General features: G+C 75.3%; 25 protein-coding genes. 19 read left to right on the top strand and 6 right to left on the bottom strand.

Annotation, left to right across the window (positions count from 1 at the left end; translation table 11 throughout):
- The first annotated feature begins 10 nt into the window (after positions 1-10).
- From AFE02nite_RS17695 to dapF, 3 genes are read left to right on the top strand one after another with little or no spacing between them, the layout of a single operon-like run.
- The gene (locus AFE02nite_RS17695) at positions 11-790 is read left to right on the top strand and encodes a class III extradiol ring-cleavage dioxygenase family protein (protein ID WP_261765472.1); all 780 of its coding nucleotides are present in this window, start codon (positions 11-13) and stop codon (positions 788-790) included.
- Positions 787-1,740 carry a tRNA (adenosine(37)-N6)-dimethylallyltransferase MiaA gene (miaA, locus tag AFE02nite_RS17690; RefSeq protein ID WP_261765471.1) on the top strand — a complete coding sequence of 318 codons (954 nt, stop codon included), beginning with the start codon at positions 787-789 and terminating at the stop codon, positions 1,738-1,740. The genes AFE02nite_RS17695 and miaA overlap by 4 nt, the downstream gene beginning before the upstream one ends.
- A complete protein-coding gene (gene dapF, locus AFE02nite_RS05055; protein ID WP_146819153.1) occupies positions 1,737-2,657 on the top strand; it encodes a diaminopimelate epimerase in 921 nt (306 codons plus the stop codon). The genes miaA and dapF overlap by 4 nt, the downstream gene beginning before the upstream one ends.
- Here the strand turns inward: dapF and AFE02nite_RS05050 are convergent.
- Positions 2,654-3,298, bottom strand: a complete 645-nt coding sequence (locus AFE02nite_RS05050) for a class I SAM-dependent methyltransferase (protein ID WP_034248482.1) — start codon at positions 3,296-3,298, stop codon at positions 2,654-2,656. The two genes, dapF and AFE02nite_RS05050, sit on opposite strands and share 4 nt — an antisense overlap.
- A gap of 126 nt (positions 3,299-3,424) precedes the next feature.
- On the opposite strand from AFE02nite_RS05050, the gene hflX reads away from it, so the two are divergent.
- Genes hflX through AFE02nite_RS05035 form a run of 3 tightly spaced genes read left to right on the top strand, consistent with a single transcriptional unit; the run spans position 3,425 to position 8,226 of the window.
- On the top strand, positions 3,425-4,918 hold the full coding sequence (gene hflX / locus AFE02nite_RS05045; RefSeq protein WP_034248478.1) for a GTPase HflX: 1,494 nt from the start codon (positions 3,425-3,427) through the stop codon (positions 4,916-4,918).
- Positions 4,919-4,962: 44 nt separating this feature from the next.
- Positions 4,963-7,155 carry an ATP-dependent DNA helicase gene (locus AFE02nite_RS05040; RefSeq protein WP_261765469.1) on the top strand — a complete coding sequence of 731 codons (2,193 nt, stop codon included), beginning with the start codon at positions 4,963-4,965 and terminating at the stop codon, positions 7,153-7,155.
- Between the two features lie 48 nt (positions 7,156-7,203).
- Positions 7,204-8,226 carry an L-lactate dehydrogenase gene (locus AFE02nite_RS05035; protein WP_052113481.1) on the top strand — a complete coding sequence of 341 codons (1,023 nt, stop codon included), beginning with the start codon at positions 7,204-7,206 and terminating at the stop codon, positions 8,224-8,226.
- A 51-nt stretch (positions 8,227-8,277) separates the two neighbouring features.
- Here the strand turns inward: AFE02nite_RS05035 and lexA are convergent, their stop codons facing one another.
- Complete coding sequence (gene lexA / locus AFE02nite_RS05030) at positions 8,278-9,027, bottom strand: transcriptional repressor LexA (protein WP_052113485.1); 750 nt, start codon at positions 9,025-9,027, stop codon at positions 8,278-8,280.
- Between the two features lie 238 nt (positions 9,028-9,265).
- On the opposite strand from lexA, the gene AFE02nite_RS05025 reads away from it, so the two are divergent.
- Together AFE02nite_RS05025 and nrdR are read left to right on the top strand one after the other, a co-directional pair.
- Positions 9,266-9,637 (top strand): LysM peptidoglycan-binding domain-containing protein, encoded by a 372-nt coding sequence (locus tag AFE02nite_RS05025; protein WP_052113482.1) that lies wholly within the window; start codon positions 9,266-9,268, stop codon positions 9,635-9,637.
- A 122-nt stretch (positions 9,638-9,759) separates the two neighbouring features.
- Complete coding sequence (gene nrdR / locus AFE02nite_RS05020; protein WP_034244195.1) at positions 9,760-10,299, top strand: transcriptional regulator NrdR; 540 nt, start codon at positions 9,760-9,762, stop codon at positions 10,297-10,299.
- Here nrdR and AFE02nite_RS05015 read toward each other — a convergent pair.
- On the bottom strand, positions 10,286-11,995 hold the full coding sequence (locus AFE02nite_RS05015; protein WP_034244174.1) for an AMP-binding protein: 1,710 nt from the start codon (positions 11,993-11,995) through the stop codon (positions 10,286-10,288). The two genes, nrdR and AFE02nite_RS05015, sit on opposite strands and share 14 nt — an antisense overlap.
- 157 nt (positions 11,996-12,152) lie before the next feature.
- On the opposite strand from AFE02nite_RS05015, the gene AFE02nite_RS05010 reads away from it, so the two are divergent.
- Positions 12,153-12,338, top strand: a complete 186-nt coding sequence (locus AFE02nite_RS05010) for a DUF5302 domain-containing protein (protein WP_034244175.1) — start codon at positions 12,153-12,155, stop codon at positions 12,336-12,338.
- 12 nt (positions 12,339-12,350) lie between these two features.
- Here AFE02nite_RS05010 and serA read toward each other — a convergent pair whose 3' ends face one another.
- Positions 12,351-13,550, bottom strand: a complete 1,200-nt coding sequence (gene serA, locus AFE02nite_RS05005; protein WP_034244177.1) for a phosphoglycerate dehydrogenase — start codon at positions 13,548-13,550, stop codon at positions 12,351-12,353.
- Positions 13,551-13,680: 130 nt separating this feature from the next.
- Here serA and AFE02nite_RS05000 point away from each other — a divergent pair, with 130 nt between their 5' ends.
- Positions 13,681-14,571 (top strand): matrixin family metalloprotease, encoded by an 891-nt coding sequence (locus AFE02nite_RS05000; RefSeq protein ID WP_052113483.1) that lies wholly within the window; start codon positions 13,681-13,683, stop codon positions 14,569-14,571.
- Here AFE02nite_RS05000 and AFE02nite_RS04995 read toward each other — a convergent pair.
- Positions 14,550-16,811 carry a HelD family protein gene (locus tag AFE02nite_RS04995; protein WP_034244178.1) on the bottom strand — a complete coding sequence of 754 codons (2,262 nt, stop codon included), beginning with the start codon at positions 16,809-16,811 and terminating at the stop codon, positions 14,550-14,552. The two genes, AFE02nite_RS05000 and AFE02nite_RS04995, sit on opposite strands and share 22 nt — an antisense overlap.
- Before the next feature lie 192 nt (positions 16,812-17,003).
- Here AFE02nite_RS04995 and AFE02nite_RS04990 point away from each other — a divergent pair, with 192 nt between their 5' ends.
- From AFE02nite_RS04990 to AFE02nite_RS04965, 6 genes are all read left to right on the top strand, one after another.
- Positions 17,004-18,179, top strand: coding sequence for a PP2C family protein-serine/threonine phosphatase (locus AFE02nite_RS04990; protein ID WP_052113484.1), 1,176 nt, complete (start codon positions 17,004-17,006; stop codon positions 18,177-18,179).
- On the top strand, positions 18,176-19,810 hold the full coding sequence (locus tag AFE02nite_RS04985; RefSeq protein WP_261765468.1) for a sensor histidine kinase: 1,635 nt from the start codon (positions 18,176-18,178) through the stop codon (positions 19,808-19,810). Before AFE02nite_RS04990 ends, AFE02nite_RS04985 begins: the two co-directional genes overlap by 4 nt.
- Positions 19,803-20,240, top strand: a complete 438-nt coding sequence (locus AFE02nite_RS04980) for a response regulator (protein WP_034244180.1) — start codon at positions 19,803-19,805, stop codon at positions 20,238-20,240. The genes AFE02nite_RS04985 and AFE02nite_RS04980 overlap by 8 nt, the downstream gene beginning before the upstream one ends.
- Before the next feature lie 94 nt (positions 20,241-20,334).
- The gene (locus tag AFE02nite_RS04975) at positions 20,335-21,264 is read left to right on the top strand and encodes a PAC2 family protein (protein WP_034244182.1); all 930 of its coding nucleotides are present in this window, start codon (positions 20,335-20,337) and stop codon (positions 21,262-21,264) included.
- A 75-nt stretch (positions 21,265-21,339) separates the two neighbouring features.
- The gene (locus AFE02nite_RS04970; RefSeq protein ID WP_261765467.1) at positions 21,340-22,656 is read left to right on the top strand and encodes an MFS transporter; all 1,317 of its coding nucleotides are present in this window, start codon (positions 21,340-21,342) and stop codon (positions 22,654-22,656) included.
- 288 nt (positions 22,657-22,944) lie between these two features.
- On the top strand, positions 22,945-23,148 hold the full coding sequence (locus tag AFE02nite_RS04965) for a cold-shock protein (RefSeq protein WP_034244186.1): 204 nt from the start codon (positions 22,945-22,947) through the stop codon (positions 23,146-23,148).
- Positions 23,149-23,200: 52 nt separating this feature from the next.
- Here the strand turns inward: AFE02nite_RS04965 and AFE02nite_RS04960 are convergent, their stop codons facing one another.
- Complete coding sequence (locus AFE02nite_RS04960) at positions 23,201-24,085, bottom strand: spermidine synthase (RefSeq protein ID WP_034244188.1); 885 nt, start codon at positions 24,083-24,085, stop codon at positions 23,201-23,203.
- Positions 24,086-24,162: 77 nt separating this feature from the next.
- On the opposite strand from AFE02nite_RS04960, the gene AFE02nite_RS04955 reads away from it, so the two are divergent.
- From AFE02nite_RS04955 to AFE02nite_RS04945, 3 genes are read left to right on the top strand one after another with little or no spacing between them, the layout of a single operon-like run.
- On the top strand, positions 24,163-24,573 hold the full coding sequence (locus AFE02nite_RS04955) for an SAV_6107 family HEPN domain-containing protein (protein ID WP_146819152.1): 411 nt from the start codon (positions 24,163-24,165) through the stop codon (positions 24,571-24,573).
- Positions 24,574-24,585: 12 nt separating this feature from the next.
- A complete protein-coding gene (locus tag AFE02nite_RS04950; protein ID WP_261765464.1) occupies positions 24,586-25,857 on the top strand; it encodes a DNA polymerase IV in 1,272 nt (423 codons plus the stop codon).
- 23 nt (positions 25,858-25,880) lie between these two features.
- Positions 25,881-26,273 (top strand): DUF3040 domain-containing protein, encoded by a 393-nt coding sequence (locus AFE02nite_RS04945; RefSeq protein WP_034244207.1) that lies wholly within the window; start codon positions 25,881-25,883, stop codon positions 26,271-26,273.
- Positions 26,274-26,278: the final 5 nt, after the last annotated feature.

The following is a 26,278-nucleotide window of genomic DNA, read 5'->3' as shown; positions in this document are numbered from 1 at the left end:
GGTTCGCAGCGTGCTCGTGGCTGCCGCGCTCGTCCCCCCGACCGCCCTGCTGGTTCCCGGCGCATCCGGGGCCACGCCCGTGCTCGGTGTGGAGCGGGCCGCCGCCGTCGCCGCGGCGACCGCCGTGCGCGCGGCACGGCCGGACGTGGTGGTGGTCGTCGCGCCCGGGCGCGACGCCGGCCGGCACGCCGTGGGCCGCCTGCACCCCTCTCTCGCGGCCTCCGGGCTGGACGACGCGCGGCTGGGCTGGGCGCCGCGCGCGACCTACGGGCGTGGGCCGGCGGTGCTGGTCGACGACACGGCCGCCGCCGTCGGCGTGCTGCTGCTCGACCGGGCCGGCTGGACCGGACCCGTGGAGCTCGCCACGGTCGGCATGGACGATCCCGCGGCCCTGCAGGCCACCGGCGCGCGGCTCGTGTCGGGACGGTCGACCGGCCTGCTGCTCGTCGGAGGCCTCAGCGCCCGGCGCGGCCCGGACGGCCCCCTGGAGACCGACGAACGGGCCGCCCTCGTCGACGACGCGACGGTCAGCGACCTCAGCGACCTGGGGCCGGCGGCGCGCGCGCGGCTGGCGGCCGTGCCGCCCCAGCTCGCCGTCGAGCTCGCCGTCAGCGCGTGGGCACCCTGGCAGGTGCTCCTGGGTGCGATCCAGGCGTCGGACGGCGGAGCCGCCCCCGAGGGCGGCCCGACGACGGCGCCGGCGGCGCCGAGGGTGCCGACGACCGTGCGCCACCACGTCAGCGCACCGTTCGGCGCCACCTACGCGACGTTCTCGTGGCGGTGGTCGTGACGGTCCCGCTCGTCGTCGCCGTCGTCGGCCCGACGGCGACCGGCAAGTCCGACCTCGGGCTCGCCCTCGCGCAGGCGCTGGGCGGGGAGGTCGTCAACGCGGACGCCATGCAGCTGTACCGCGGCATGGACGTCGGCACGGCGAAGCTGACGGTTGCCGAACGACGGGGCGTCCCGCACCACCAGCTCGACGTCCTGGACGTGGCGCAGGACGCCACGGTCGCGGCCTACCAGCGCGACGCCCGGGCCGACCTGGCCGCGATCGCCGCGCGCGGGCGACGGGCCGTCGTCGTCGGCGGGTCCGGGCTGTACGTGCGGGCGCTCCTGGACCGGCTCGAGATGCCGCCCACGGACCCGGAGGTCAGGGCGCGCCTCGAGGAGCGCGCGGCCCGGGAGGGCCCCGGGCTGCTGCACGACGCCCTCGCAGCCGTGGACCCGGCGGCCGCGGCGCGCATCGACCGGGCGAACACGCGCCGCATCGTGCGCGCGCTCGAGGTCATCGAGATCACGGGACGGCAGTACTCCGCGACCCTGCCCGACCACGCGACCTACGAGGTGCCCGCCCTGCAGATCGGGCTCGACCTGGCGCGCGGCGCGCTCGACGCCCGCATCGAGCACCGGGTCGACCGCATGTGGGCCGGCGGGCTCGTCGCGGAGGCGGCCGGCCTCGCGCCGCGCATGGGCCGGACGGCGGCGCGTGCCGTCGGCTACGCCCAGGTGCTCGCGATGCTGGCCGGGGAGACGGGCGAGGCGGAGGCGCGCCTGGGCACGGTCGTCGCGACCCGGCGCCTGGCGCGCAGGCAGATGACCTGGTTCGGCCGGGACCCTCGGGTGCACTGGCTCCCGGCCGACGCGCCGGACCTCGCCGAGCGGGCCCTCGGGCTGGTCGCGGCCGCCGACGCCGGGACGCTGCCCGAGCCGGACGGCGGTCGCCGTACCCTCGGGGCATGACGCTGCACGTCACCAAGGGCCACGGCACGCGCAACGACTTCGTGCTGCTCGACGACGCCGACGGCGCGGTCGACCTCACCCCGGCGCTCGTGCGCGCCCTCGCCGACCGGCGTTCCGGCGTGGGCGGCGACGGCGTCATCCGCCTCGTGCGCAGCGCCGCGGCCGACGACGCGGCGGCGGCCCTCGCGGAGGACCCCGGCGCCGCGTGGTTCATGGACTACCGGAACGCGGACGGTTCCGTCGCGGAGATGTGCGGCAACGGCGTGCGCGTGGTCGCGGCCTTCGCCGAGCGCCTGGGGGTGTGGGACGGCTCCGGCGAGCTGGTCCTCGCGACCCGCGCCGGCGTCCGGCGGGTGCGCCGCCTGCCCTCCCACGAGGTGCCGGCAGAGGACGGGGCGCCCTGGTACGAGGTCGAGATGGGGGCCTGGGACCTGCCCGGCGGCCCCGCGGCCGTCGACGACGGCGGGGACGCCCAGGTGTCCGTCGCAGGCCTCGAGGTCGCGCGCCCCGCGCTGAGCGTCGACGTCGGCAACCCGCACACGGTCGTCGCGCTCGCCGACCTCGGCTCCCTGGCGCAGGCGGACCTGACCCGCGCCCCGCTCGTCGCGCCCGCCCCGCCGCACGGCACGAACGTCGAGCTCGTGGTCCCGCTCGGCGAGGGGCCCGACGGCGCCGGGCGGCTGCGCATGCGGGTGCACGAGCGCGGCGTCGGGGAGACGGAGTCCTGTGGCACCGGGGCGTGCGCCGCGGCTGTCGCCGTCCGGACCTGGGCCGGGGCGCACGCCCCCGAGACGTGGTGGGTCGAGGTGCCCGGCGGCACGGTCCGCGTGCGCGTCGTCGGCGGCCGGGTGCTGCTGGCCGGGCCGGCCGAGCTGACCTTCGAGGCCGACGTCGCCGGGCCGGTGGCGACCCGCTAGAGGTCGCCCTGCCGCGTCACGCGCAGCACCCGGAAGCCCTTCGCGCTGCCCAGGCGCTCCGTCGGCAGGCCGAGGTCCTCGGCCAGCCAGCGGTGCAGCGAGTCCGCACCCAGGTTGCGCTGCGCCACGAGGTACGCGGCGCCGTCCGGCGCCAGGCGGGGCAGCCAGCGCGCAAGGAGATCGTGCAGGGCGGCCTTGCCGACGCGGATCGGGGGGTTGGACCAGATCGCAGCGAACGTGACGTCGTCCGGCACCCCGTCCGGCTCGACCGCGCGCAGGCCGTCCAGGTGGAGGTCCGCCGCGGTCCGCGCCACGAGGTCCAGGCTGCGCCGATTGACGTCGACGGCCCACACGCGCGCATGCGGCGAGGCCAGCGCCATCGTCAGCGCGAGCGGGCCCCAGCCGCAGCCGAGGTCGAGCAGGTCGCCCTCGGCGGGCGGCGGCGGCACCTCGCGCAGCAGCACCTGGGTGCCGAGGTCGACCCGGCCCGGGGAGAAGATGCCGGGGGCCGTCCACGCCCGGACGGCGCGCCCGCCCAGCCTCACCTCGAGCTGGCGCCGCTCGTCGGGCGAGGCGGGGTCGGCGGTGAAGTAGTGGTCGCCCTGGTCCGCCCGTCGGGGGTCGTGGTCGCTGTCCGGCACGCAGCGCACTGTACCGAGCGGGCGGACCGAGGGCGGACCGCCGGCGGACCGCCGTTGGACCGCGCCATATGGGTTCGCGCGGTGGCGTCGCGCCGTGTCACGCTGGTCGGCAGAAGGAAGGTGCAGATGACCACCCCGAACCACCCGGCCGCCTCCGACGGCGACCCGATCGCCCTGGCCGACGACGTCGTCGCCCGGGTCCTCGCCCGGGCGGGCCGCTCGCTCGACGCCGCGCCCGAGAGCTGGGAGGACGCCGACGGCGACCAGCTGGACCGCGCCGACCGTGCGGCGCTGCGCCGCGTCGCGGGCCTGTCCACCGAGCTCGACGACGTCACCGAGGTCGAGTACCGGCAGCTGCGGCTCGAGCGCGTGGTCCTCGCCGGCCTGTACTCGCGCAGCGCGCACGAGGCCGAGGTCTCGCTCCGTGAGCTCGCGGCCCTCGCGGAGACGGCGGGCTCGCAGGTGCTCGACGGCGTCCTGCAGCGCCGTCCGCACCCGGACCCCGGCACGTTCCTGGGCTCGGGCAAGGCCGGTGAGCTGGCGGACCTCGTCCGCGACTCGGGCGCGGACACGGTCATCGTCGACGGGGACCTGGCGCCGTCGCAGCGCCGCGCGCTCGAGGACATCGTGAAGGTCAAGGTCATCGACCGGACCGCGCTGATCCTCGACATCTTCGCCCAGCACGCCCGCTCCAAGGAGGGCAAGGCGCAGGTCGAGCTCGCCCAGCTGGAGTACCTGCTCCCGCGGCTGCGCGGCTGGGGCGAGTCCATGTCGCGCCAGGCCGGTGGGCGGGTCGCGGGCGGTGAGGGCATCGGCTCCCGCGGCCCCGGCGAGACAAAGATCGAGCTGGACCGGCGCCGGATCCGCGCCCGGATGGCCAAGCTGCGGCGCGAGATCGCCGAGATGAGCCCGGCGCGCTCCACCCGCCGCGCCTCGCGGCGCCGGCACGGCGTGCCCGGGGTGGCGGTCGTCGGCTACACGAACGCAGGCAAGTCGAGCCTGCTCAACAGGCTGACGGGGGCGGGCGTCCTCGTCGAGAACGCCCTGTTCGCCACGCTCGACCCGACGGTCCGGCGGACCCAGACGCCCGACGGGCGCACGTACACCCTCACGGACACCGTCGGCTTCGTGCGCGCACTGCCCACGCAGCTCGTCGAGGCCTTCCGGTCGACGCTCGAGGAGGTCGCCGAGTCGGACCTGCTCCTGCACGTGGTGGACGCCTCGCACCCCGACCCCGAAGGGCAGATCGCGACCGTGCGCGGCGTGGTCAGGGAGATCGACGGGGCCGAGCGCATCCCCGAGCTCCTCGTCCTGAACAAGGTGGACGTCGCCGACCCGGACGTCGTCGACCGGGTGCTGCGGCGCGAGCCGCGCGCCGTCGTGATCTCCGCGCGCACCGGCGCGGGGCTGGAGGAGCTGGCCGAGCGCGTCGCCGCGGCCCTGCCGCGCCCGCACGAGCTCGTTGACCTCGTCGTGCCCTACGCGCGTGGTGACCTCGTCAGCCGCGTGCACGACGACGGGGAGATCGAGCGGGAGGTGCACACGGCTGAGGGCACCGCGCTGGTCGCGCGCGTGGACCCGGCCCTCGCCGCCGAGCTCCGCGCAGCCGCTCGGCCCTGAGGACGCGGTCGGGGACGTCGGCCGCAGCGCCTAGGCTTCCCGCCGTGGAGACGCCGGAGGTCGACGAGCTGCTCGACCTGGCGGTGTCGTCGCTCGGCGGCCGGCGACGCGACGGCCAGCACCGCATGGCCCTCGCCGTCGGACGGGCCATCGACACCGGCGAGCACCTGCTGGTCCAGGCCGGCACGGGAACGGGCAAGTCCCTGGGCTACCTGGTGCCGGCCGTGCGGCACGCCGTGCTCGCGGACGAGCGGGTCGTGGTGTCGACGGCGACCCTCGCACTCCAGCGGCAGGTCATGGCGCGCGACCTGCCCCTCGTCGCGGAGGCCGTGGCGCCGCGGCTGCCGCGCGCGCCTGCGGTCGCGCTCCTCAAGGGCTGGCACAACTACCTCTGCCGGCACCGCGTCGCGGGAGGCTACCCCGAGGAGGAGCCCGCCGGCCTGTTCGACGCCGCCGAGGGCCGCGGCGCGGCCGAGCACCCGAAGGCCGTCGACCCGCTCGGCAGGCAGGTCGTGCGGTTGCGGGAGTGGGCCGAGGAGACGACGACCGGCGACCGTGACGACCTGGTGCCGGGTGTCTCGGACCGTGCGTGGCGCCAGGTCTCCGTCACGGCGATGGACTGCCTGGGCAAGGACTGCCCGTTCGTCGACGACTGCTTTCCCGAGCAGGCGCGGGAACGGGCGCGCGAGGCCGACGTCGTCGTGACGAACCACGCCATGCTCGGCATCGCCGCGAGCGGGTCGCCCGGCGTCCTGCCGGAGCACGACGTCCTCGTCGTCGACGAGGCGCACGAGCTCGCCGAGCGCGTCACGGCGCAGGCGACGGCCGAGCTGTCCGCGCCCGTCGTCGAGCGCGCGGCGCGCCTGGCCCGTCGGCACGGCGGCGTGCCACCGGAGGAGCTGGTCGGCGCGGCGGCGCAGCTCGGTGCCGCGCTCGCGACCGCGCCCGAGGGCCGGCTGCCGCAGGGCCCGGACGGTGCCCTCCTCGCGGCAGTGGAGGCGGTCCGGGACGCCGCCCGGTCGCTGCTGACGGCGCTGCGCCCCGAGGCGGTGACCACGGGCTCCGGACCCGGGGACACGACCCGTCAAGCCGGGCTGAAGATGGCGACCTCGGCCGTGCTCGTCCTCTTCGAGGTCGCCGAACGGATGGCCGGGGACGGCGCACGGAACGGTCGGGACGTGGTCTGGACGGCGGGGGAGGAACCCGGGGACCGCCCGAGCCGACTCCTCGCGGCGCCCCTGGACGTCGCGGGCCTCGTGCGCGGCGGCCTGTTCGCCGGCCGTACCGCCGTGCTGACGTCCGCCACCCTCACGCTCGGCGCGAGCTTCGTCCCCCTCGGGTCGGCGGTCGGCCTCTGGCCGAGCGAGCTCGTGGACGACGCGCGGACCGAGCCCGGCGCGTCGGGCGGCGGCGACGGCGACGGGGCCAAGGAGAACGGGCGGCCGGACGGCGAGGGTACGGAGGTCCGCGACCCCTCGGCGATGCCTCAGCCCTGGCGTGGCCTCGACGTCGGGAGCCCCTTCGACCACGCGCGCCACGGCATCCTGTACGTCGCACGGCACCTGCCCGCGCCGGGTCGGGAGCCGGCCACGGCGGCCCAGCTGGACGAGATCGCCGCACTCGTCGAGGCCGCCGGCGGCGCGACGCTGGGTCTGTTCTCCTCGCGGAGGGCGGCCGTCGCGGCGGCCGAGGCGATGCGCGAGCGGCTCGCGGTGCCCGTGCTCTGCCAGGGCGAGGACTCCGTGCCCGCGCTCGTCCGGCGGTTCGTCGACGACGACGCGACCTGCCTGTTCGGCACGCTCTCGCTCTGGCAGGGCGTCGACGTCCCCGGTGCGACCTGTCGGCTCGTGGTCATCGACCGCATCCCGTTCCCCCGGCCGGACGACCCGGTGCGGTCCGCACGTGCCGACGCCGTGGCGGCTGCCGGCGGGAACGGCTTCATGGCGGTCTCGGCGACGCACGCGGCGCTGCTGCTCGCGCAGGGGTCCGGGCGGCTGCTGCGGACCGAGAGCGACCGCGGCGTCGTCGCGGTGCTGGACCCGCGGCTCGTCACGGCGCGCTACGGCTCCTTCCTGGTCCGGAGCATGCCGCCGTTCTGGCGGACGACGGACCGCGCCGTCGCGCTCGCTGCGCTGCGGCGCCTCGCCGACGCCGCCGGGCCTGTCCCGCCGGCTCCCGGAGCCGACGTGGACGGCGACGTGGACGGTGACGTGGGTCGGGGCGCCGAGTCCGGTTAGGGTCGGTTCAGATGTCGCCACCAGGGCGACCGTCGGCGAGAGGCGGCCATGGAGACCACGACCCGCGGACAGCAGGGAGGCCCGGAGGACGGCGCGTCCGGCGCCGCCCGGCGGACCACGAAGGTGTCGGTCGTCGGTGCGGGCAGCGTCGGGGCGACGCTCGCCTATGCGGCCCTCATGCGGGGTGCCGCGCGCACGGTCGCGCTGTACGACATCAACGCCACCAAGGTCGAGGCCGAGGTGCTCGACATCGGGCACGGCATTCAGTTCATGCCGATGGCGGAGATCATCGGCTCGGACGACGTCGCGGTCTGCGCGGACTCGGACGTCGTGGTGGTGACCGCCGGGGCGAAGCAGCACGCCGGGCAGTCCCGGCTCGACCTCGCGGAGGCGACGGTCGGCCTGGTCAAGACGATCATGCCGAAGCTCGTCGAGGTCGCCCCGAACGCGGTGTACCTCATGGTGACCAACCCCGTCGACGTCGTGACCTACGCGGCGCTGAAGATCTCCGGCCTGCCCTCGGGCCAGGTCTTCGGCTCGGGCACCGTCCTGGACTCGTCCCGGCTGCGCTACCTGCTGGCCCGGCACACGGGCGTGGCGGTGCAGAACATCCACGCCTACATCGCCGGCGAGCACGGGGACACCGAGATCCCGCTGTGGAGCTCCGCGACCATCGGCTCGGTGCCCCTGACCGAGTGGCGCGGCATGACCGGCCCGGACGGCACCGTCGTCGGGCGGCTCACGGAGGCCGACCGGGAACGGATCGCCCACGAGGTGGTCACGTCCGCCTACAAGATCATCGAGGGCAAGGGCGCGACGAACTACGCCGTCGGCCTCGCCGGCTCCCGGATCATCGAGGCGGTGCTGGGGGACGAGGGCCGGGTGCTGCCCGTGTCCTCGTTCCTCGACGGCTACCTCGGCATCGACGACGTCTGCCTGTCGGTGCCGTCGATCGTCGGGCGCGAGGGTGTCCGGCACCGGCTGGAGATCCGCATGTCCGTCGAGGAGCTCACCGGGCTCCGGCGCTCGGCCGACGCCCTGCGGGGGGTCGCCCGCTCGCTCGGCCTCTGACGCCACGAAGGCTCCCCGGCGGTCGGCCGGGGAGCCTTCGTCGTCTCGTCCTCAGAGGCTGCGCAGCACCGCGACCACGCGGCCGAGCACCGACGCGTCGTCGCCGGGGATCGGCTGGTAGGCCGGGTTCTGGGGCAGGAGCCAGACGTGGCCGTCGGCCCGGCGCAGCGTCTTCACGGTCGCCTCGCCGTCGATCATCGCGGCGACGATCTCGCCGTTCTCGGCCACGGGCTGGCGGCGCACGACGACCCAGTCGCCGTCGCAGATCGCCGCGTCGACCATCGAGTCGCCGGAGACCTTGAGCAGGAAGAGCTCGCCCTCGCCCACGAGCTGGCGCGGAAGGGGGAACACGTCCTCGACGGCCTGCTCCGCGAGGATCGGCCCACCGGCGGCGATCCGCCCCACGAGCGGGACGTACGCGGGGGCGGGGGCGGCGTCGTCCGGCGCCAGGTGGTCCTCGCCGAGCGCCAGGGGCGCGGCCGCCCGGGAGTCGTCGGGGTGGACGACCTCGATCGCACGCGGGCGGTTGGGGTCGCGGCGGAGGTAGCCCTTGCGCTCGAGCACCGTCAGCTGGTGCTTGACGGACGACGGGCTCGTCAGCCCCACCGCCTCACCGATCTCGCGCATGCTCGGCGGGTACCCCCGCTGCTCGACGCTCGCGCGGATCGTCTCGAGGACGAGCCTCTGGCGCGGCGTGAGCGGCCCGCCCCGGGCGTCGTCGAGCTCGTGGACGGACGCGAGCCGGTCCTGGTCGTCCGGCGCCTCGTTCGCCCAGGGGAACGTCGGGTCCGACGGCGGGATGCGTACCACTGTGCCCTCCTTCGCCACGGCCGTGTCGGTGGCTCGTGGTGGCCTTGTCCTCGCCGCCAGCGTAGGTGCGGGCGACACGGAGATCAAACATCTGTTCGAGCGTGTCGTCGACAATGTCGGCCGGCAGTGATAGACATCGTACAGACGTTCGTCATACAGGCGTTCGAGCGACACCCGATGTGGCAACAGACCTGAGCACGACCCGGATGAGCGAGACCGAGGAGACGAGATGAGCGCGATCGCTGCGGACCTCCCGCGGGGGACGAGGCTTGCTGCCGCGCCGCGGTCCACGGGCACGGCGGCCGATGCGCCGCTTCGGCTGACGCGTCGGGGGAGGGTCACGGTGTTCCTCCTCGCGCTGGGTCTGGGTCTGGTCGGCATGCTGGGCAACCAGGTCGCGAACGCCGGCACGCCGAGCCCTGGCGTCCCCGTCGAGACCTACACCGTGCGGTCGGGCGAGACCCTCTGGGACATCGCCTCCGGCATCGCCGCGCCCGGACAGGACCTGCGGGACGTCGTGGACCACCTCGTGAACCTCAACGACCTGCCCGGTGCCGGCCTGACCGCGGGTCAGCAGATCCTCCTGCCGGCCGAGAGCTGAGTCGGCACGCCTCCGGGCGCGCCTTGCGTGTGCATGGGGGCCTGCGTAGCGTGAGCGCCGCCCGTCCGGCACCCGCCGGGCACCGGTCAGCCGGTGCCCGCGTGGCGACCCAGGAGGTCCGCGTGCACTGCCCGTTCTGCCGACACCCCGACTCGCGCGTCGTCGACTCGCGCACCTCGGACGACGGCGCGTCGATCCGCCGGCGTCGGCAGTGCCCCGAGTGCCACCGGCGGTTCACCACGGTCGAGACCGCGAGCCTGTCGGTGGTGAAGCGGTCGGGCGTCGTCGAGCCGTTCAGCCGGGAGAAGATCGTCACCGGGGTGCGGAAGGCCTGCCAGGGCAGGCCCGTGAGCGAGGACGACCTTGCACTCCTCGCGCACCGCGTCGAGGAGACGCTGCGGAGCACGGGGAGCGCGGAGCTGGACGCGCACGAGATCGGCCTGGCCATCCTCGGCCCGCTGCGCGAGCTGGACGAGGTCGCGTACCTGCGCTTCGCGAGCGTCTACCAGGCCTTCGAGTCGCTCGAGGACTTCGAGGCCGCGATCACGGCGCTGCGCGCCGAGCGAGCGGCGTCCGGGGACGACGCGTCGGTCGAGCCCCCGGGAGACGAGCCCGTGACCGGACCCGTGACGGGCGGCGAGGACGCGCTCAGCCGCGGCTGACGATCTGCTCGCGCACGACGCGGCGCAGCACCTTGCCGATCTGCGAGCGCGGCAGCTCGGGCACGATGACGAGGTCGCGCGGGTGCGCGTAGCGCGCCAGCCGCTGCTCGCTCCAGGCGCGCACCGCCGAGAGCTCGACCTTCGTGACCCCCTCGGCGAGCACGATGGCGGCCACCACCTTCTCGCCGAGGTCTCCGCCGCCGGGGATGCCGACGACGGCGACGTCGCCGATCTCCGGCATCTCGCGCAGGAGGTCCTCGACCTGGGACGGGTACACGTTGAACCCGCCGGTGATGATGACCTCCTTGATGCGGTCGACGAGGCGCACGAAGCCCGCCTCCTCGACCACGACGATGTCGCCCGTCCGCAGCCAGGTCCGGCCGTCGATCTCGAGAAGGACGGCCGCGGTGTCCGCGGGGTGCTCCCAGTAGCCGTCGAAGACCTGGGGTCCGGCGACGAGCAGCTCGCCGCGCTCGCCCGGAGGAACCTCCACGGTGGGGTCGTCCGGGTCGACGACGCGCATGCGGCTCGAGGGGAACGGGATCCCGAGGTAGCCGGGGCGCCGATCCGGCGACATGGGGTTGCCGAGGATCACGGGGGAGGTCTCGGTGAGGCCGTACCCCTCGACGAGGATCCCGCCCGTGACCTCCTCCCAGGCGCGCGCCGTCTCGGTGGGCAGGCTCATGGCGCCGGAGATCGCGTGCCGGCAGCTCGTCATGTCCACGCCCTGCGCCTTCGCCGCCGTGGCGAGCCGCTCGAACATCGGCGGGACGCCGGGGAAGAACGTCAGCGGGCGACGGCGCTGGGCCGCGAGCACCTGGTCGACGTCGAACTTGGGGAAGACCACGACGGTCGCCGCGATGCGGATCGCGTACGTCAGGCAGAGCGTCATGCCGAAGGCGTGGAAGAACGGCAGCGCTGCGCCGATCGTCTCCTCCGCCTCGCGGTGCTGGGTCCACGCCGCCCCCTGGGCTGCGTTCGCCACGAGGTTCCGGTGCCGCAGGATGGCGCCCTTCGGGACGCCCGTCGTCCCGCCGGTGTACTGCAGCAGCGCGATGTCCTCGGCCGTGGGGTGCGGGTGATCCGCGGGGAGCGCGCGAGCGGCGGAGACCAGCCGGTGCCAGCGGAGCACGTGGGCGCCCGCGGCGAGGGGAGCGCGCATCGCCGAGCGGAGCTTGCGAGCCGCCGGGACGGGCAGGTGCAGGGCGGCGCGCTTGGCGGAGGGAAGGTCGCGCGTGAGGTCCACCACGACGACCGTCCGTACCTGCGTGCGCGGCTGTGCGGCGAGCACGGCGGCGGCGGCCACCTCCCAGACGACGGCGGTCGTGGCCCCGCTGTCGGCCAGCTGGTGCGCGAGCTCGTCGGCGGAGTAGGTGGGGTTGTGCTCGACCACGACGGCGCCGAGCCGCAGCACCGCGTAGAAGGCGACGACGTGCGTCGCGCAGTTGGGCAGCACGAGCGCGACGCGGTCGCCCTTGCGCACGCCGATCTCCCGCAGGGCCTCGGCTGCGTGCTGGACGCGGCGCCACAGCGTGTCGTACGTGGTCACGGCACCCATGAAGTCCAGGGCCACCCGTGAGGGGTGCGCAGCGGCGGACCTCTCGAGCGCAGCGGTGAGCGGCTCGTCGAGCGGTTCGAGGTCGGCGGGCACGCCGGGCGCGTAGGCGCCCAGCCACGGTCGGTCAGCGAGCGTCACCGGATCATCGTAGACCTACGGGTGCGTAACCTACGACGCCGTAGGGGAGCGGTCGGCGGGGCCCTTGAGCGGCCGCGACGCGCCGAATGCGCTGGCTCCCGCAGCCCCCTGGCGGCAGACTGGGCGAGCGGCCCGACCGCGGACGAGAGGAACGACCATGACTGGTGACCGAGATCGCGCACCCGCGGCGTCCGAGGACGCGAAGGCCAAGTTCCGCGAGGCTCTCGAGCGCAAGAAGCAGGCCGCGCACCGCAGCGCCGACGCTCGCGACGCCGACGGCAGCGTGCACGGCCCCGAGGTCACCGGCGGTGGCCGGCGGACCTTCCGTCGCAAGACGGGCTGAGCACGGCCGTGCTCAGGACAGCGAACGCAGCCGGATGGTCTGCGGCATCGCGAGGAGCATCTCCCGCACCTCGGGCTGCAGACCCGACGCGATGTCGGTGACCACGTAGCCGACCTCGCCGCGCGTCGAGAGCAGCTGGCCCTCGATGTTCACACCGTGCTCGGCGAGCGACTTGTTGATGCCTGCCAGCACGCCGGGCGTGTTCTGGTGCAGGTGCGCGAGCCGGTGGGCGCCGGTCCGGGCGTCCAGCGCGAGGTTCGGCAGGTTGACGCTGAGCGTGGTCGAGCCGTTGGCGATGTAGTCGCGCAGCTTGTTCGAGACGAACTGGCCGATGGCCTCCTGCGCCTCGAGCGTCGAGCCACCGATGTGCGGGGTGAGGATGACGTTGGGCAGGCCGCGCAGCTCGGAGGCGAACGCATCGCCCCGGCGCTTCGGCTCCTCCGGGAAGACGTCCACGGCCGCGCCCGCCACGTGACCCGAGACGACCGCGTCCCGCAGCGCGCCGTAGTCGACCACGAAGCCCCGCGACAGGTTCAGGAAGATGGCGCGCCGCTTCATCCGGGCGAACTGCTCGGCGCCGAACAGGCCCGCGTTGCCCGGGCGGCCGTCGACGTGCAGCGTCACGGTGTCGGCGACCTCGAGCAGCTCGTCGAGGGAGCCCATGCGCCGGGCGTTGCCGAGCGCGAGCTTCTCCTGGGTGTCGTAGAACACCACGGACATGCCCAGGTTCTCCGCGAGCACCGAGAGCTGGGTGCCGATGTTCCCGTAGCCGACGATGCCGAGGACGCGGCCCCGCACCTCGTGGGCCCCCTCGGCGGTCTTGTCCCAGACGCCGTCGTGGAGCGCCTTGTCCCGCTCCGTGAGGCGGCGGGCCAGGGCGATGATCTCGGCCAGGGCGAGCTCGACCACCGACCGCGTGTTCGAGAACGGGGCGTTGAACACCGCCACACCCCGGCGTGACGCCGCACGCAGGTCGATCTGGTTGGTGCCGATGCAGTACGCGCCGACGGCGAGCAGGTCGGGCGCGGCGTCGAGCACGCGCTCGGTCACCTGCGTCTTGGACCGGATGCCGAGCAGCTGGACGCCGTCGAGCGCCGCGATGAGCTCGTCCTCGTCGAGGGCACCGGTGCGCGAGGTCACCTGGGTACCGTCCGACTCGAGGATGGTGGTCGCGAGCGGGTGGAGGTTCTCGAGGAGGAGGGCACGTAGCACCTGCCTATCGTGGCCCGGTCGCGTCCGCGGTGGGAACCGCGACCGGCTGGCGGACGATGCCCCCGGTGCCGGGCGGGTGAATCTGGCCCGGTCCCACGCGAGCGCACGGCCCTGGCGCGAGACTGGACCGATGGACGCCGACGCCCGCGAGGAACGACGCTCGCGGCGCGTCGTGCGTCGGATGGACCGCGAGGCGGCCCGGTTCGCCCGGCGGGCGCGGCGCCGTCGGCCGGGTGCGGCGGGCGCGCTGCTGGTGCTCGGCACCGTCGTGGGCCTCGCCGTCGTCGGGGCGGTGGTGGCCGGGTTCTCCTGGCGCGACTGGTTCGAGCCCCGGGCCTACGTCGAGATCGACGGCCGTGCCCTGGGGATCCCGGACCCGGCCCCCTCGGCCGGGCGGCTGCGCCCGGCCGTCCCGGTGACGACCGACGGCGCGTACGCGTTCCTGCACACCGACGAGCTCGGCGGACCGGTGGGCTACGACCCGTGCCGGCCCGTGCGCTACGTCGTGCGTCCGGACGGGATGCCGGCCGGTGGGCAGGCGGTCATCGACGAGGCCGCCGCGGTCGTCGGCGCGGCCTCCGGACTGGTCCTGGAGTACGCGGGGACGACCGACGAGGAGCCCGCCGTCGAGCGCGCGCTCATCCAGCCGGAGCGCTACGGCGACTCCTGGGCGCCCGTCCTCGTCGCGTGGTCGGACGAGGCGACCATCCCGGAGCTGGCCGGGGAGGTGGCCGGTGTCGGCGGGTCGGCGGCCGTGCCGGGCGCCGACGGCACCGGGCAGTGGCTCGCTGCCGGGCGCGTCGTGCTCGACGCCGCGGACCTGGGGGCGATGCTCCGCGAGCCGGGCGGGCACGACCGGGCGCGCGCGCTGGTCGTGCACGAGCTCGCCCACGTGCTCGGGCTCGACCACGTGGACGACCCGACCGAGCTCATGTACCCCGTGAGCGCGAGCCGCACGGACCTCGGCCCCGGTGACCTCGCGGGCCTCGCGCAGGTCGGTCAGGTGGCCTGCGAGGACTGACCGGGCCCGGTCGCCGGCGCGAGGCCCTCGGGCAGCTCGCCCGCGGCCACGACGTGCAGGGCCCGCGTCGGCCGGGTCATCGCGACGTACAGGTCGCCGACCCCGCCCTCGCGCGCGACCTCGGCCGGCTCGGCGAGGACGACGGCGTCGAACTCCAGGCCCTTGGCCGCGCGCGGCCCCAGGACCGCCAGCCGGGCGTCCAGGAACGACCCGCCGTTCAGGTCGTCCGCCAGGTCCGTCCCCCGCAGCGCCTCGTGCAGCGCGTTCACGCGCGCCGGCGCGGCGATGACGGCGACGCGCCCCGCACCCTCGTCGTTCGTGCCGAGCTCGGCGAGCGCGGCCCGGGCGTGGGCGACCACGCCGGCCGTGAGGTCGGCCACGCGGTCCACGACGAGGGAACCCGGCACGCGGCGGGCCGACGTCAACGGGCTCGTCGGCAGGTGGGCGGCCCGTGCGACCTCCTGCGCGGTGTCGGCGACCTCGGCGGGCGTCCGGTAGTTGACGGTGAGCTCCGCCAGGCGCCACGACGGACCGAGCACCGGTGCGAGCATCGCCCCCCACGCCCTGGCCCCGGCCGCCGACGACGTCTGGGCGAGGTCGCCCGCGATCGTCATCGAGCGGGTCGGCACGCGGCGCACGAGCATCCGCCAGGCCATCGCGGACAGCTCCTGCGCCTCGTCCACGATCACGTGCCCGTAGGTCCAGGTGCGGTCGGCGGCCGCGCGCTCGGCGGTGGTGAGCAGCGGGCCGGAGTGGGCGAACCGGTCGACCAGCACCTCGGCGCTGACCAGGGCCCCGGCGCCTGAGGTGGTCAGGACGTCCCGCGCGTACTCCAGCTCGGCCTGGCGCCGACGGGCGTCCTCGGCGGCCTGCGCGCGCTCGGCCTGGTCGTCCTCCCCGAGGAGCTCCGCGGCCTCGTCCAGGAGCGGGACGTCGGCGGGCGTCCACGCCGAGCCCGCCGGCCGGGCGAGTGCCGCGCGCTCGGCGTCCGTGAGCTCCGGGGCGGCCGCCGCGAGACGCTCGGGGCGGGTGTACAGGGACTCGAGCAGGCCCTGCGGCGTCAGCGGCATCCAGGCCAGGTTGAGCGCGATCCGCACCTCCCGCGTCGTGCGCAGGTCCTCGACCACCTCGCCGCGCTCGTCGGGCGGCACGGGGAAGGCGAGCTGGGTGACGTACTGCTGCGCGAGCCGGCCCAGCATGTCCCGGACGAAGGTGGCGCGCGCGAGGTTGTGCGGCTGGCCCGTGCGTCGGGCCCGCGCGGCGGCGTCGGCGACGTCGCGGGGGTCGACCGTGACGAGGTGCCCGTCGAGCGTCACCTCGCGTGCGGGCAGGCGCACGCCCTGCCGTTGCCGGACCGCGCGCGCCAGGATCTGCCGCCACACGTCGCGGCCCTTGATCTCGGCGACCGCGTCCGGCTCGACGCCGTCGGCCCGGACGCCCGGGAACAGCTCGGCGACGGTGGCCGTGACGACGCCCGTCTCGCCGAGCGACGGCAGGACCTGGTCGATGTAGCGCAGGAAGACGCGGCTGGGCCCCACCAGGAGCACGCCCGACCGCTCGAGCGTGCGCCGGTGCGCGTAGAGGAGGTAGGCCGCGCGGTGCAGCGCGACGGCGGTCTTGCCGGTCCCGGGCCCGCCCTGCACCACCAGGGCGCCGGTGAGGTCGGAGCGGATGATCGCGTCCTGCTCGGCCTGGATCGTCGCCACGATGTCGCCCATGCGGCCGGTCCGGGCGCCGGCCAGCGCGGCGAGGAGGGCACCCTCACCCGCGAGCGTGGTGGCATCGGTCTCGCCCGACGCCACCGCGTCGAGGTCGAGCACCTCGTCCTCGAGCCCGGTGACGACCCGCCCGCGGGTGACGAGGTGGCGACGCCGCCGCACGCCGTCGGCCTGGGCGGCGGTGGCGCGGTAGAACGGCTGGGCCGCGGGCGCCCGCCAGTCGGTGAGCAGCACGGTGTGGTCGGGGTCGGTGAGTCCGATGCGCCCGACGTAACGGGTGCTGCCGTCCGCCATGTCCAGCCGGCCGAAGGTGAGGCGCTGCTCCACGGCGTCGAGCTGGGCGAGGCGGTCCTCGTAGAGCGTCGCGAAGGCGTCCCGCTCGGACCGGTTCTGCGGCGAGCCGCTCGGACCGACCCTTCTGGTGCGCCGCAGCCGGTCCGCCGTCTGGGCCCGCAGGTCGTCCAGACGGGCGTACCGGCGGTCGACGGCGTCCTGCTCCTCGCGCAGCTGTTCTGCCCGCACCCCGCTCCCTCCCGCGGTCGCCCGCGCGACCGGCCGTCCATTATCCGCCTCGGACGCCCCCACGTGGGGTGCCGTCCGGGGTGCGGGCTCGTCGCAGGGCACGGTTCACCCGTCCGGCCCTGCCGGGCACGCTCGACGCGCGCCGCTGCGGGCGCGACCCTAGGATCGGCCCGCGTCGTCGAAAGGTGGACCGTGCCCTACCACGAGGTTCAGCCGAAGCCGGTCTCGGTGCTGCTGGTCGAGGACGACGACGGCGACGCCCTGCTCGTGCGCGAGCTCTTCGCGGACTCCGGCGCTGCGGTCGACCTGCGCCACGTGCGCACCATGGACGACGTCCCGATGTGGCTGGACGTGGACTGCGTGCTGCTGGACCTGGGCCTGCCGGGGATGGCCGGCCTCGAGGCGCTGGAGGCGCTGCTGCGGCGGCCCGGGTCCGCGGCCGTGATCGTGCTCACGGGGCACGCCGGCACGGGGCAGGGCCTGCGGGCGGTGGCCGCCGGCGCCCAGGACTACCTCGTCAAGGGCGAGGTCGACCCGGAGCTGCTGCACCGGGCCGTCCGGTACGCCATCCAGCGCCGCCGCTTCGAGCTCGCCGAGCGCGAGCTCTACCGGGCCGAGCTGCGTCAGTACGAGACGAGCCGTCTGGAGCGCGCGCTGCTGCCGCGCCCGGCCGTCGAGGACGACCGCCTGGAGGTCGACGTCGGGTACCGCGCCGGGCGCGACGGGCTGCTCGGTGGGGACTTCTACGACGTCGTCGAGCGGGACGACGGCGTGGTGCTCGCCGTGGTGGGCGACGTCGCCGGGCACGGCCCGGACGAGGCGGCGCTGGGCGCGACGCTGCGGACGGCCTGGCGCACCGGGGTGCTCGCCGGGCTCGACGCGCCGGTCGTGCTCGACGTCGTCGAGCGGGTGCTCCTGGCCGAGCGCGCGCGGCCCGAGATCTTCGCGACCCTGGTCATGGTGGAGGTGGCCAAGGACCGGCGCAGCCTCGACCTGTACCTGTGCGGCCACCCGACGCCGTTCCTCGCGGGGCCGCCCGTCGTCCCGCTGCCCGCGACGCACCGCGGTCGCGCGCTCGGTGTGCCGGTGCCGGGCGGCTGGTCGCCCGCGCGGGTCGAGCTCGACGACGCGTGGCGGGTGCTCCTGTTCACCGACGGGCTGGTCGAGCCGACGGTCGACGGCGGTCGGCAGCGCCTCGGGGAGGACGGCCTGCGGGAGATCGTCGCGCAGGCGCTGCTCGCGGACGCCGGGCAGCCCGCGGGCGACGTCGTCGACCGGGTGCTGGAGGCCGTCACCGCGCGGCACGGCGGCCACCTGGTGGACGACGCCGCGCTGGTGGTCGTCGGGTGGGCCGGGTGGGCGGCGTGACGGCCCCCACGAGCGTGCGCGACGGGAGATCGCTGCGGCGCCGGCTCGGCACGGCGCTCGTCGCCGGCGGGGTCGCCCTCGGCGTGCTCGCCGGTGTCGCGGGGACGGCGCTCGTCGTCATGCGCGACCGGCAGGACGCGATCACCGGCACGTACTTCCGGGCGGTCACGGAGGTCGACGCCGGGCACATCCTCCTGCTCGACGCCGAGGCCGCGATCGACTCCTACCTGGCGACCGGCAACGCCTCCACCCTGGACGTGCTCGACCGGATCGCCGAGTCGCCCGAGCCCGAGGTCGACGTCGGCGCCGAGCTGGCCCGCGAGCTGGGCGCGGACCACCCGGTGCTGCGGCTCCGGGCCGCGGCGACGGCCGCGCTGGACACCTGGTACGGCGGGCACGTGCAACCGCTCGTCGCCGTCGTGCAGGAGGCGGGTCCGTCGGCGGTCGACCCCGCCGACCTGCGCGCGGAGGACGCGGCGTTCGCGGCGCTCGAGGACGTGCTCGACGAGTACACGACGGCCGTCCGCGAGGCGCGCGAGGACGCCAACGACCAGCTGCGCCAGTGGATCGGCGTGACGTCGGTCGCGTCCGGGCTGCTCGTGGCCGGCGCGGCGGCGGCGGGTGTCGCGCTGTGGGTCTCGCTCCGGCGATGGGTGACCGACCCGCTCGCGGCGCTCGCCAGCGAGGCCCGGGTCGTGGCCGGGGGCGACGTGCACCACCGGGTCGACGTCACCGGCCCCGGCGAGGTGGGCGACCTGGCCGGCGACGTGGAGCTCATGCGCGAGCGGCTCGTCGTGCTGCTGGACGAGTCGGCCCGCGCGCGCGAAGAGCTGGAGGCCTCGCACGCCGCGCTCGAGGAGCAGGCGGAGGAGCTCCGCCGGTCCAACCGCGACCTGGAGCAGTTCGCCTACGTCGCCTCGCACGACCTGCAGGAGCCCCTGCGCAAGGTCGCGAGCTTCACGCAGCTGCTGTCCTCGCGCTACCGGGGGCAGCTGGACGAGCGCGCGGACCAGTACATCGACTTCGCCGTCGACGGCGCCAAGCGGATGCAGCGGCTCATCAACGACCTCCTCGGCTTCTCGCGCGTCGGGCGCATCGGCACGGAGGTCACCGACGTGGACATGCGCGCCGTCGTCGACCAGGTCGTCGCCGACCTGGGCCCGCTGGTGGAGGAGACGGGCGCGCAGGTGACCGCGGGTGAGCTCCCGACCGTGCGGGGCGAGGCGCCGCTGCTCGTCCAGCTCGTGGCCAACCTCGTCGGCAACGCCGTGAAGTTCCGCCGGCCCGGGGTGCCGCCCGTCGTGCGGCTCGAGGCCGAGCGGGTGGGGGACGTGTGGCAGTTCTCCTGCCGGGACAACGGCATCGGCATCGACCCGCAGTACGCCGAGCGGGTGTTCGTGATCTTCCAGCGGCTGCACGCCAAGGAGGTCTACGAGGGCACCGGGATCGGGCTCGCGCTGTGCAAGAAGATCGTCGAGTACCACGGCGGCGACATCTGGGTGGACCAGGCGGTCGGTGAGGGTAGCGTCGTCCGCTGGACTCTCCCCGCGGCGCCCGCCCCGGGGACCACCGTCGTCCCGGACACCGACCTCGGTGGCGACCACGCGCAGGAGGGCCCGCACGATGACTGAGCGCAAGGAGATCGACGTCCTGCTGGTGGAGGACGACCCGGGCGACGTGCTGATGACGCGCGAGGCCTTCGAGGAGAACAAGGTCGCCAACCGGCTGGCGGTGGTCAGCGACGGCGAGAGCGCGATGGCGTACCTGCGCAAGGAGGGGCCGTACGCGGACGCGCCCACCCCGGACCTCGTGCTGCTCGACCTGAACCTGCCGCGCATGGACGGCCGCGAGGTGCTGGCGGCGATGAAGGGCGACGACGCGCTGCGGAGCATCCCGGTCGTCGTGCTGACGACGTCGGAGGCCGAGGAGGACGTCCTTCGTTCGTACGCGCTGCACGCCAACGCGTACGTCACGAAGCCCGTCGACTTCGAGCGGTTCATCGACGTCGTCCGGCAGATCGACGACTTCTTCGTCCAGGTCGTCCGGCTGCCCGCGCGGTGAGCCGTCCGCGCCGGTCAGCACGCACGGCGCGAGCCAGGAATTCTCGGCCCCGCTCACGGCGTTGCACCCTGCAGACGACGCAGAGGAGCACACCGTGACGAGCGACCCGCGAGACCTCTTCGAGGTCGAGGAGGAGACGGCGGCCGAGCTGGCGACCGCTGCACCCGAGGACGGCCTCGTCCTGCTGCACGCCATGCGCGGCTTCATCGACGCCGGCGGCGCGGGCGAGGTGGCGACCGAGCACCTGCTCGAGCGCTTCGCCGGCCGACGCCTGGTGACCTTCGACACCGACCAGCTCGTGGACTACCGGGCGCGGCGGCCGGCCATGACGTTCGACGTGTGGCGTTGGCGCGAGTACGACCAGCCGCAGCTGGTGGTCGACCTCATGCGCGACGCCGCCGGGCAGCCCTTCCTGCTGATGCACGGCCTGGAGCCGGACGTGCAGTGGGAGCGGTTCGCCGCCGCCGTGCGTCAGGTCGTCGAGATGTTCGGCGTCCGCCTGGTGATGGGCATGCACGGGATCCCGATGGGCGTCCCGCACACCCGACCGCTGGGCGCGACGCGGCACGGCACGCGCCGGGAGCTGACGGGCCCGACGAGCTGGTTCGGCACGGTGCAGGTCCCCGGCTCGGCCGCGTCGCTCCTGGAGTACCGGCTCGGTCGCTGGGGCCACGACGCCGGCGCGGTCGGCGTGCACGTGCCGCACTACCTCGCACAGTCGTCGTTCCCGCCCGCTGCGCGGACCGCGCTGGAGCACGTGGAGGAGGTCACCGGGCTCGCCCTCGACCCGCTCGCGCTCGCGGACGCCGCCGCCGAGGCGCTCGAGGCCGTGGCGCAGCAGATGGCGGACGCCCCCGAGGTCGCCGCCGTCGTGCGGGCGCTGGAGGAGCAGTACGACGGTCTCTCGCGGTCGCTCGGCCGGGTCGGGCTCCTCGCCGAGTCGACGCAGCTGCCGACGGCGGACGAGATCGGGGCCGAGTTCGAGCGCTTCCTCGCCGAGCAGGACGGGTCCGAGGAGGCCTGAGCGTCCTGCCCCCGGCTAGCGTGAGGGCGTGAACAGCCGGACGTGTCGGGCGCCGTCGTCGGCGGGCATCCGGCTGTGACCGCGAGACGGGGGTCTCCGGTCGCCCGGCTGCGCCACCTTCTCGCGTCCGGCCCGGTGGTCTGGGGCGCTGCGGTCGTCGCCTACGCGGTCGCGGTGCTGCACCGGGCCTCGCTCGGCGTGGCCGGCCCGCAGGCCGTCGAGCGGTTCGACGTGGGCGCCGCGGTCCTGTCGACGTTCGTGGTGGTCCAGCTGGCGGTCTACGCGGGCCTGCAGGTCCCGGTCGGCGTCCTCCTGGACAGGTTCGGCTCGCGTGCCCTCATCGCGGGCGGCGCCGCCGTCATGGGGACGGGCCAGGTCCTGCTGGGCGTCGCCGGCGACCTCCCGACGGCGTACGTCGCCCGGGTGCTCATCGGCGCGGGCGACGCGGCGACCTTCATCTCGGTGGTCCGTCTCGTGGCCCTGTGGTTCCCCGCGCGCAGGGTGCCGCTGTTCACCCAGCTCACGGGCATGGCGGGGCACCTGGGCCAGCTCACGGCGTCCGTGCCGCTCGTGGCCGTGCTCCAGCACCAGACCTGGGAGCACACGTTCGTCGGGCTCGGCGCGGTCGGTGCGCTCGCGGCCCTGCTCGCCTGGGCCGTGGTGCGCGACGGGCCCGACGCCGGTTCCGCCGCGGGCGGGACGTTGCGGGCCAGCCTGCGCGGCGCGGTGACGACGTCCGGGACCTGGCTCGGGTTCTGGTCGCACGCCCTGGGGACGTTCCCGCTCGCGGTCTTCCTGCTGCTGTGGGGCTTCCCGTTCCTCGTGGCGCAGGGTCTGTCGGCGAGCGCGGCCGGCGGGCTCATGAGCCTGGCCGTCGTGGCCGCCGTCGTGACCGGGCCCGTGATCGGGGTGCTGACGGGTCGCCACCCGCTGCGCCGCTCGTGGATGGTGCTGGCGGTGGGCGTCGCCGTCGCGCTCGCGTGGGCGGCCGTGCTGAGCCACCCCGGCCGCAGCCCGGTGTGGCTCCTCGCCGTGCTGGTGGTCGTCATCGGCATCGGTGGCCCGACGTCGGCCATCGGCTTCGACTACGCCCGCACCTTCAACCCGAGCGGGCGCCTCGGGACCGCGTCCGGTCTGGTCAACGTCGGCGGCTTCTCGACGGCCGTCGTGAGCGTGCTCGCCGTGGGCGTCGTGCTGGACCTCGTGGCGGACGGGAGGCAGTGGAGCGTCGACGACTTCCGGGTCGCCTTCGCCGTGCAGGCGGTGCCGTGGCTGGTCTGTGTCGGGGGAGTGCTCGTCACCCGACGCCGGACCCGGCGGACGATGGCCGAGGACGGCGTGGTGGTGCCGCCGGTCCGGGAGGTCGTGGCACGGCGGCGCGCTCGTCCGTGACGGGGCCCGGCGGGGCCGGGCGCGGGCTGCCCCGGGCGGGGCCGCGGACCCGTCCTTGCCCAGGTGGGACGGTCGAACCGATGATCACGACCTGTGGCGCCGCGCCAGGTCACCGTGCCATGCTTGCGCCTGTTGCAGTGACCAGCAGGGCCCTCGGGCCGTCCGGGCCCCCGTCGTGACCTCGTCGTAGGTCGGTCGGAGCAGGACGCGGGACGTGGCATTGCGGCACTGGACCGGGCACAGGGTTCGGTCATGACGTCCCCGGATGGACAGAAGGACAGGCACAGCATGGCGCAGGGTTCCGTGAAGTGGTTCAACGCGGAGAAGGGCTACGGCTTCATCGCCCAGGACGGTGGCGGCGCTGACGTCTTCGTCCACTACTCGGCGATCGACGTGTCCGGCTACAAGACCCTCGAGGAGGGCCAGCGGGTCGAGTTCGAGATCACCCAGGGGCCCAAGGGCCCGCAGGCGGAGAGCGTCCGCCCGGTCTGACAAGGTCGTACGACGAAGGCCGCGCCGTCACGGCGCGGCCTTCGTCGTCTCCTCACCCGTGCGCGGGCGGGTCGCGCAGCGCGGCCGATCCCGCGACCAGCCCGGTCAGCTCGTCGCCGTGCACGAGCCGGGCGGGGACGGCGAGCGACCGCAGCGCCCGCGCGAGCCCAGGACCGTCGAGACCCGGACCGGCGTCGCGCGCCGGGACGGCGACGAGGACCACGTTGCCGTAGCGCCGCCCGCGCAGGACCCCGGGCTCGGCCACGATCGCGACGTCCCCCATGGCCCGGCGCAGCGTGGCCGCCTCGGCCCTGGCGAGGGTCAGCGGCGGGCGGTCGGCGCAGTTGGCCAGGTAGACCCCGCCAGGTCGCAGCACGCGGGCGACGTCGGTCGCGAACTCCAGCGTCGTCAGCTCGGCCGGCGTCGTGGTCCCGGCGAAGACGTCGCGCACGACGACGTCCTGGCTCGCGTCGGGCAGCGAGGCGACGGCGGCGCGGGCGTCCTGGACGCGCAGGCGAAGCCGCGGGGAGCGGGGCAGGTCGAACCACTCGCGGACGAGCCGCACGAGCTCGGCGTCCACGTCCACGGCGAGCTGGCGGGACCCGGGGCGCGTGGCGTCGAGCCAGCGGGGCAGGGCGCAGGCCGCAGCGCCCAGGTGCACGGCGTCGAGCGGACCCGGGGGCAGCGTGTCGACGACCGCGGCCATCTGCTGCATGTACTCGAACTCCAGCCACCGCGGTTCGGCGAGGTCCAGCGACGAGCTCGGGACGCCGTTGAGGTACACCGTCACCTGGTCGCTGCCGGCTTCGCGCTGCAGGCGCACGGTGCCCGTGCTGACGGGCACCTCGCCCTCCGGCAGGACGCCGCCCGCACGGCCACCGCGCCGGCCGCGGGCAGGCCCCGGCGCGGGGCGGGACGACGGGTCGCGGCGGGCCATGGGGCCAACGGTACGCAGGCTGTCGGAGGCGGGTGCCATCATGGAGGTCGAACAGGCGTTCGACCCCGGAGGTGAGGATGATGCAGACCCCGCTGCCAGACGCCGTGCTGGACCTGATGGCGCGCAGCCGGGCGGAGCTGTCCGCCGCCGCGTCGGCCCCGGACGTGGGCGCGTCCTTCGTGCACGCCCACCTGGCCGCCCTGCGCGCCGGGGCGGCGCTGGTGCAGGCGCGCGGCCGACCGGGCCCGCGCAGCGGCGCGCGTACGGTGTGGGACATGGTGACGCGCGTGGCCCCCACGCTGGCCGACTACGCCGCGTACTTCGCGGCGAACGCCGCGACGCGATCGGCGATCGAGGCCGGGCGCCTGGACGTCGACGCCGGGAGCGCCGAGCGTGCTCTCGGCGTCGCCGAGCAGTTCCACGAGGCCGTCCGTGTCGTGCTCGACGACGGTGAGCGTCAAGGGCAGCTCGCCCTGCGTGCCTCCTGACGGTCGGGCGCGGTGAGCCGGCACGGGCCGCCCCCAGGACTGCGCAGGGACTGGGGCGACGACGACACGGGTTGCTCGATCCTGCACGTCGACATGGACGCGTTCTACGCCTCGGTGGAGCTGGTCAGGCGGCCGGACCTGCGCGGCCGGCCGGTCATCGTCGGCGGTGAAGGGCGGTCCGTCGTGCTGGCGGCCACGTACGAGGCGCGCGCGTTCGGGGTGCACGCCGCCATGCCGATGGCACACGCCCGCCGGCTCTGCCCGCGCGCGGTGGTCCTCCCGCCCGACCATCGGCGCTACGCGGAGGTCTCCCAGGGGGTCATGACCGTGCTGCGCGACGTCACGGCACTGGTCGAGCAGGTCAGCGTGGACGAGGCCTTCCTCGACGTCTCCGGTGCCCGTCGCCGGCTGGGCAGCCCGACCGCCATCGCGGCGCTCATCCGCGCCCGGGTGCACGCCGACTTCGACGTCACGTGCTCGGTCGGGGTCGCGGCGACGAAGTTCGTCGCCAAGCTCGCCTCGGGAATGGCCAAGCCCGACGGGATGCTGCTCGTCCCCAAGGGCGCGTCGGTGGAGTTCCTCCACTCGCTGCCGGTCAGCGCGCTGTGGGGAGTGGGGGAGCGGACGCAGGAGGCGCTCGCCCGGTGGGGCATCACCACCGTGGCGGAGCTCGCCCGCACGGACGTGGCGACGCTGCAGCGCGCGGTGGGCAAGGCCGGCGGGGCGCACCTTCACGACCTGGCCTGGGGCCGCGACCCCCGGCCGGTGACGCCCGAGCGGCAGGAGAAGAGCGTCGGCGCGGAGACGACGTTCGAGTCCGACCTGCGCGACGCGGCGGCGATCGAGGCGCACGTGCTCGCGATGGCGGACCGGTGCGCGCGCCACCTGCGCGCCAAAGGCCTGGTCGGCCGCACCGTCAGTCTCAAGCTCCGGACGGCCGACTTCACGACCTCGACGCGCTCGCGCACCCTGCGCGTCCCCACCGACGTCGCGGGTGAGATCTTCGCGGCCGCACGCGACCTGCTCGACTCGGTGGACCGGCGGGGGCTCGCCGTGCGTCTGGTCGGCGTGCGGATGGAGGGCCTGAGCGCTGCCCAGGGTCGCCAGCTCACGCTCGAGGAGGCCGCCGACGACGGCGGGCCGGCCCGGCGTCGGGCGGAGGTGGTGGCCGACGAGGTGCGGCGGCGCTTCGGTACGGGGGCGGTCGTCCGGGGTGCGATGATCGAGTCGAGCCGCGCTCAACTTCCGCCCCCCGCGGCGGGGATCTATCCTGAAGGCCAGTGACCGATCGAGCACGGAGGTATCCGATGCCTCTGTCCGAGTACGAGCAGCGCGTGCTCGAGCAGATGGAGCGTCAGCTGACGTCTGACGATCCGAAGCTCGTGAGCACCCTGCGCGGGGGTCGGTCGAGCCTGCGCCGCTGGCTGTTGACCGGGTTCGGCGCTCTCGTCGGCCTCGGCATGCTCGTCGTCGGCACCGCGGCCAGCATTCCCGTGGTCGGGATCCTCGGCTTCGTGCTGATGTTCGTCCTGGTCGTCCTCGCCTTCACCCCGCCCCGGCGGTCCGGCCCTGTCGGCACCGTGCAGCCCGACGGCGGCGTGCGCCGCCCGGCCCCGGGCCAGAAGGGCAAGGGCAAGGGCAGAGGATTCCTCGAGCGGCTCGAGGAGCGCTGGGAGCGCCGCCGCGACGAGGGCCGCTGAAGCGC

The organism is Actinotalea fermentans (genome assembly GCF_007991475.1).
GTDB lineage: Bacteria > Actinomycetota > Actinomycetes > Actinomycetales > Cellulomonadaceae > Actinotalea > Actinotalea fermentans.
This window is presented reverse-complemented; position numbering and strand designations above follow the sequence as displayed.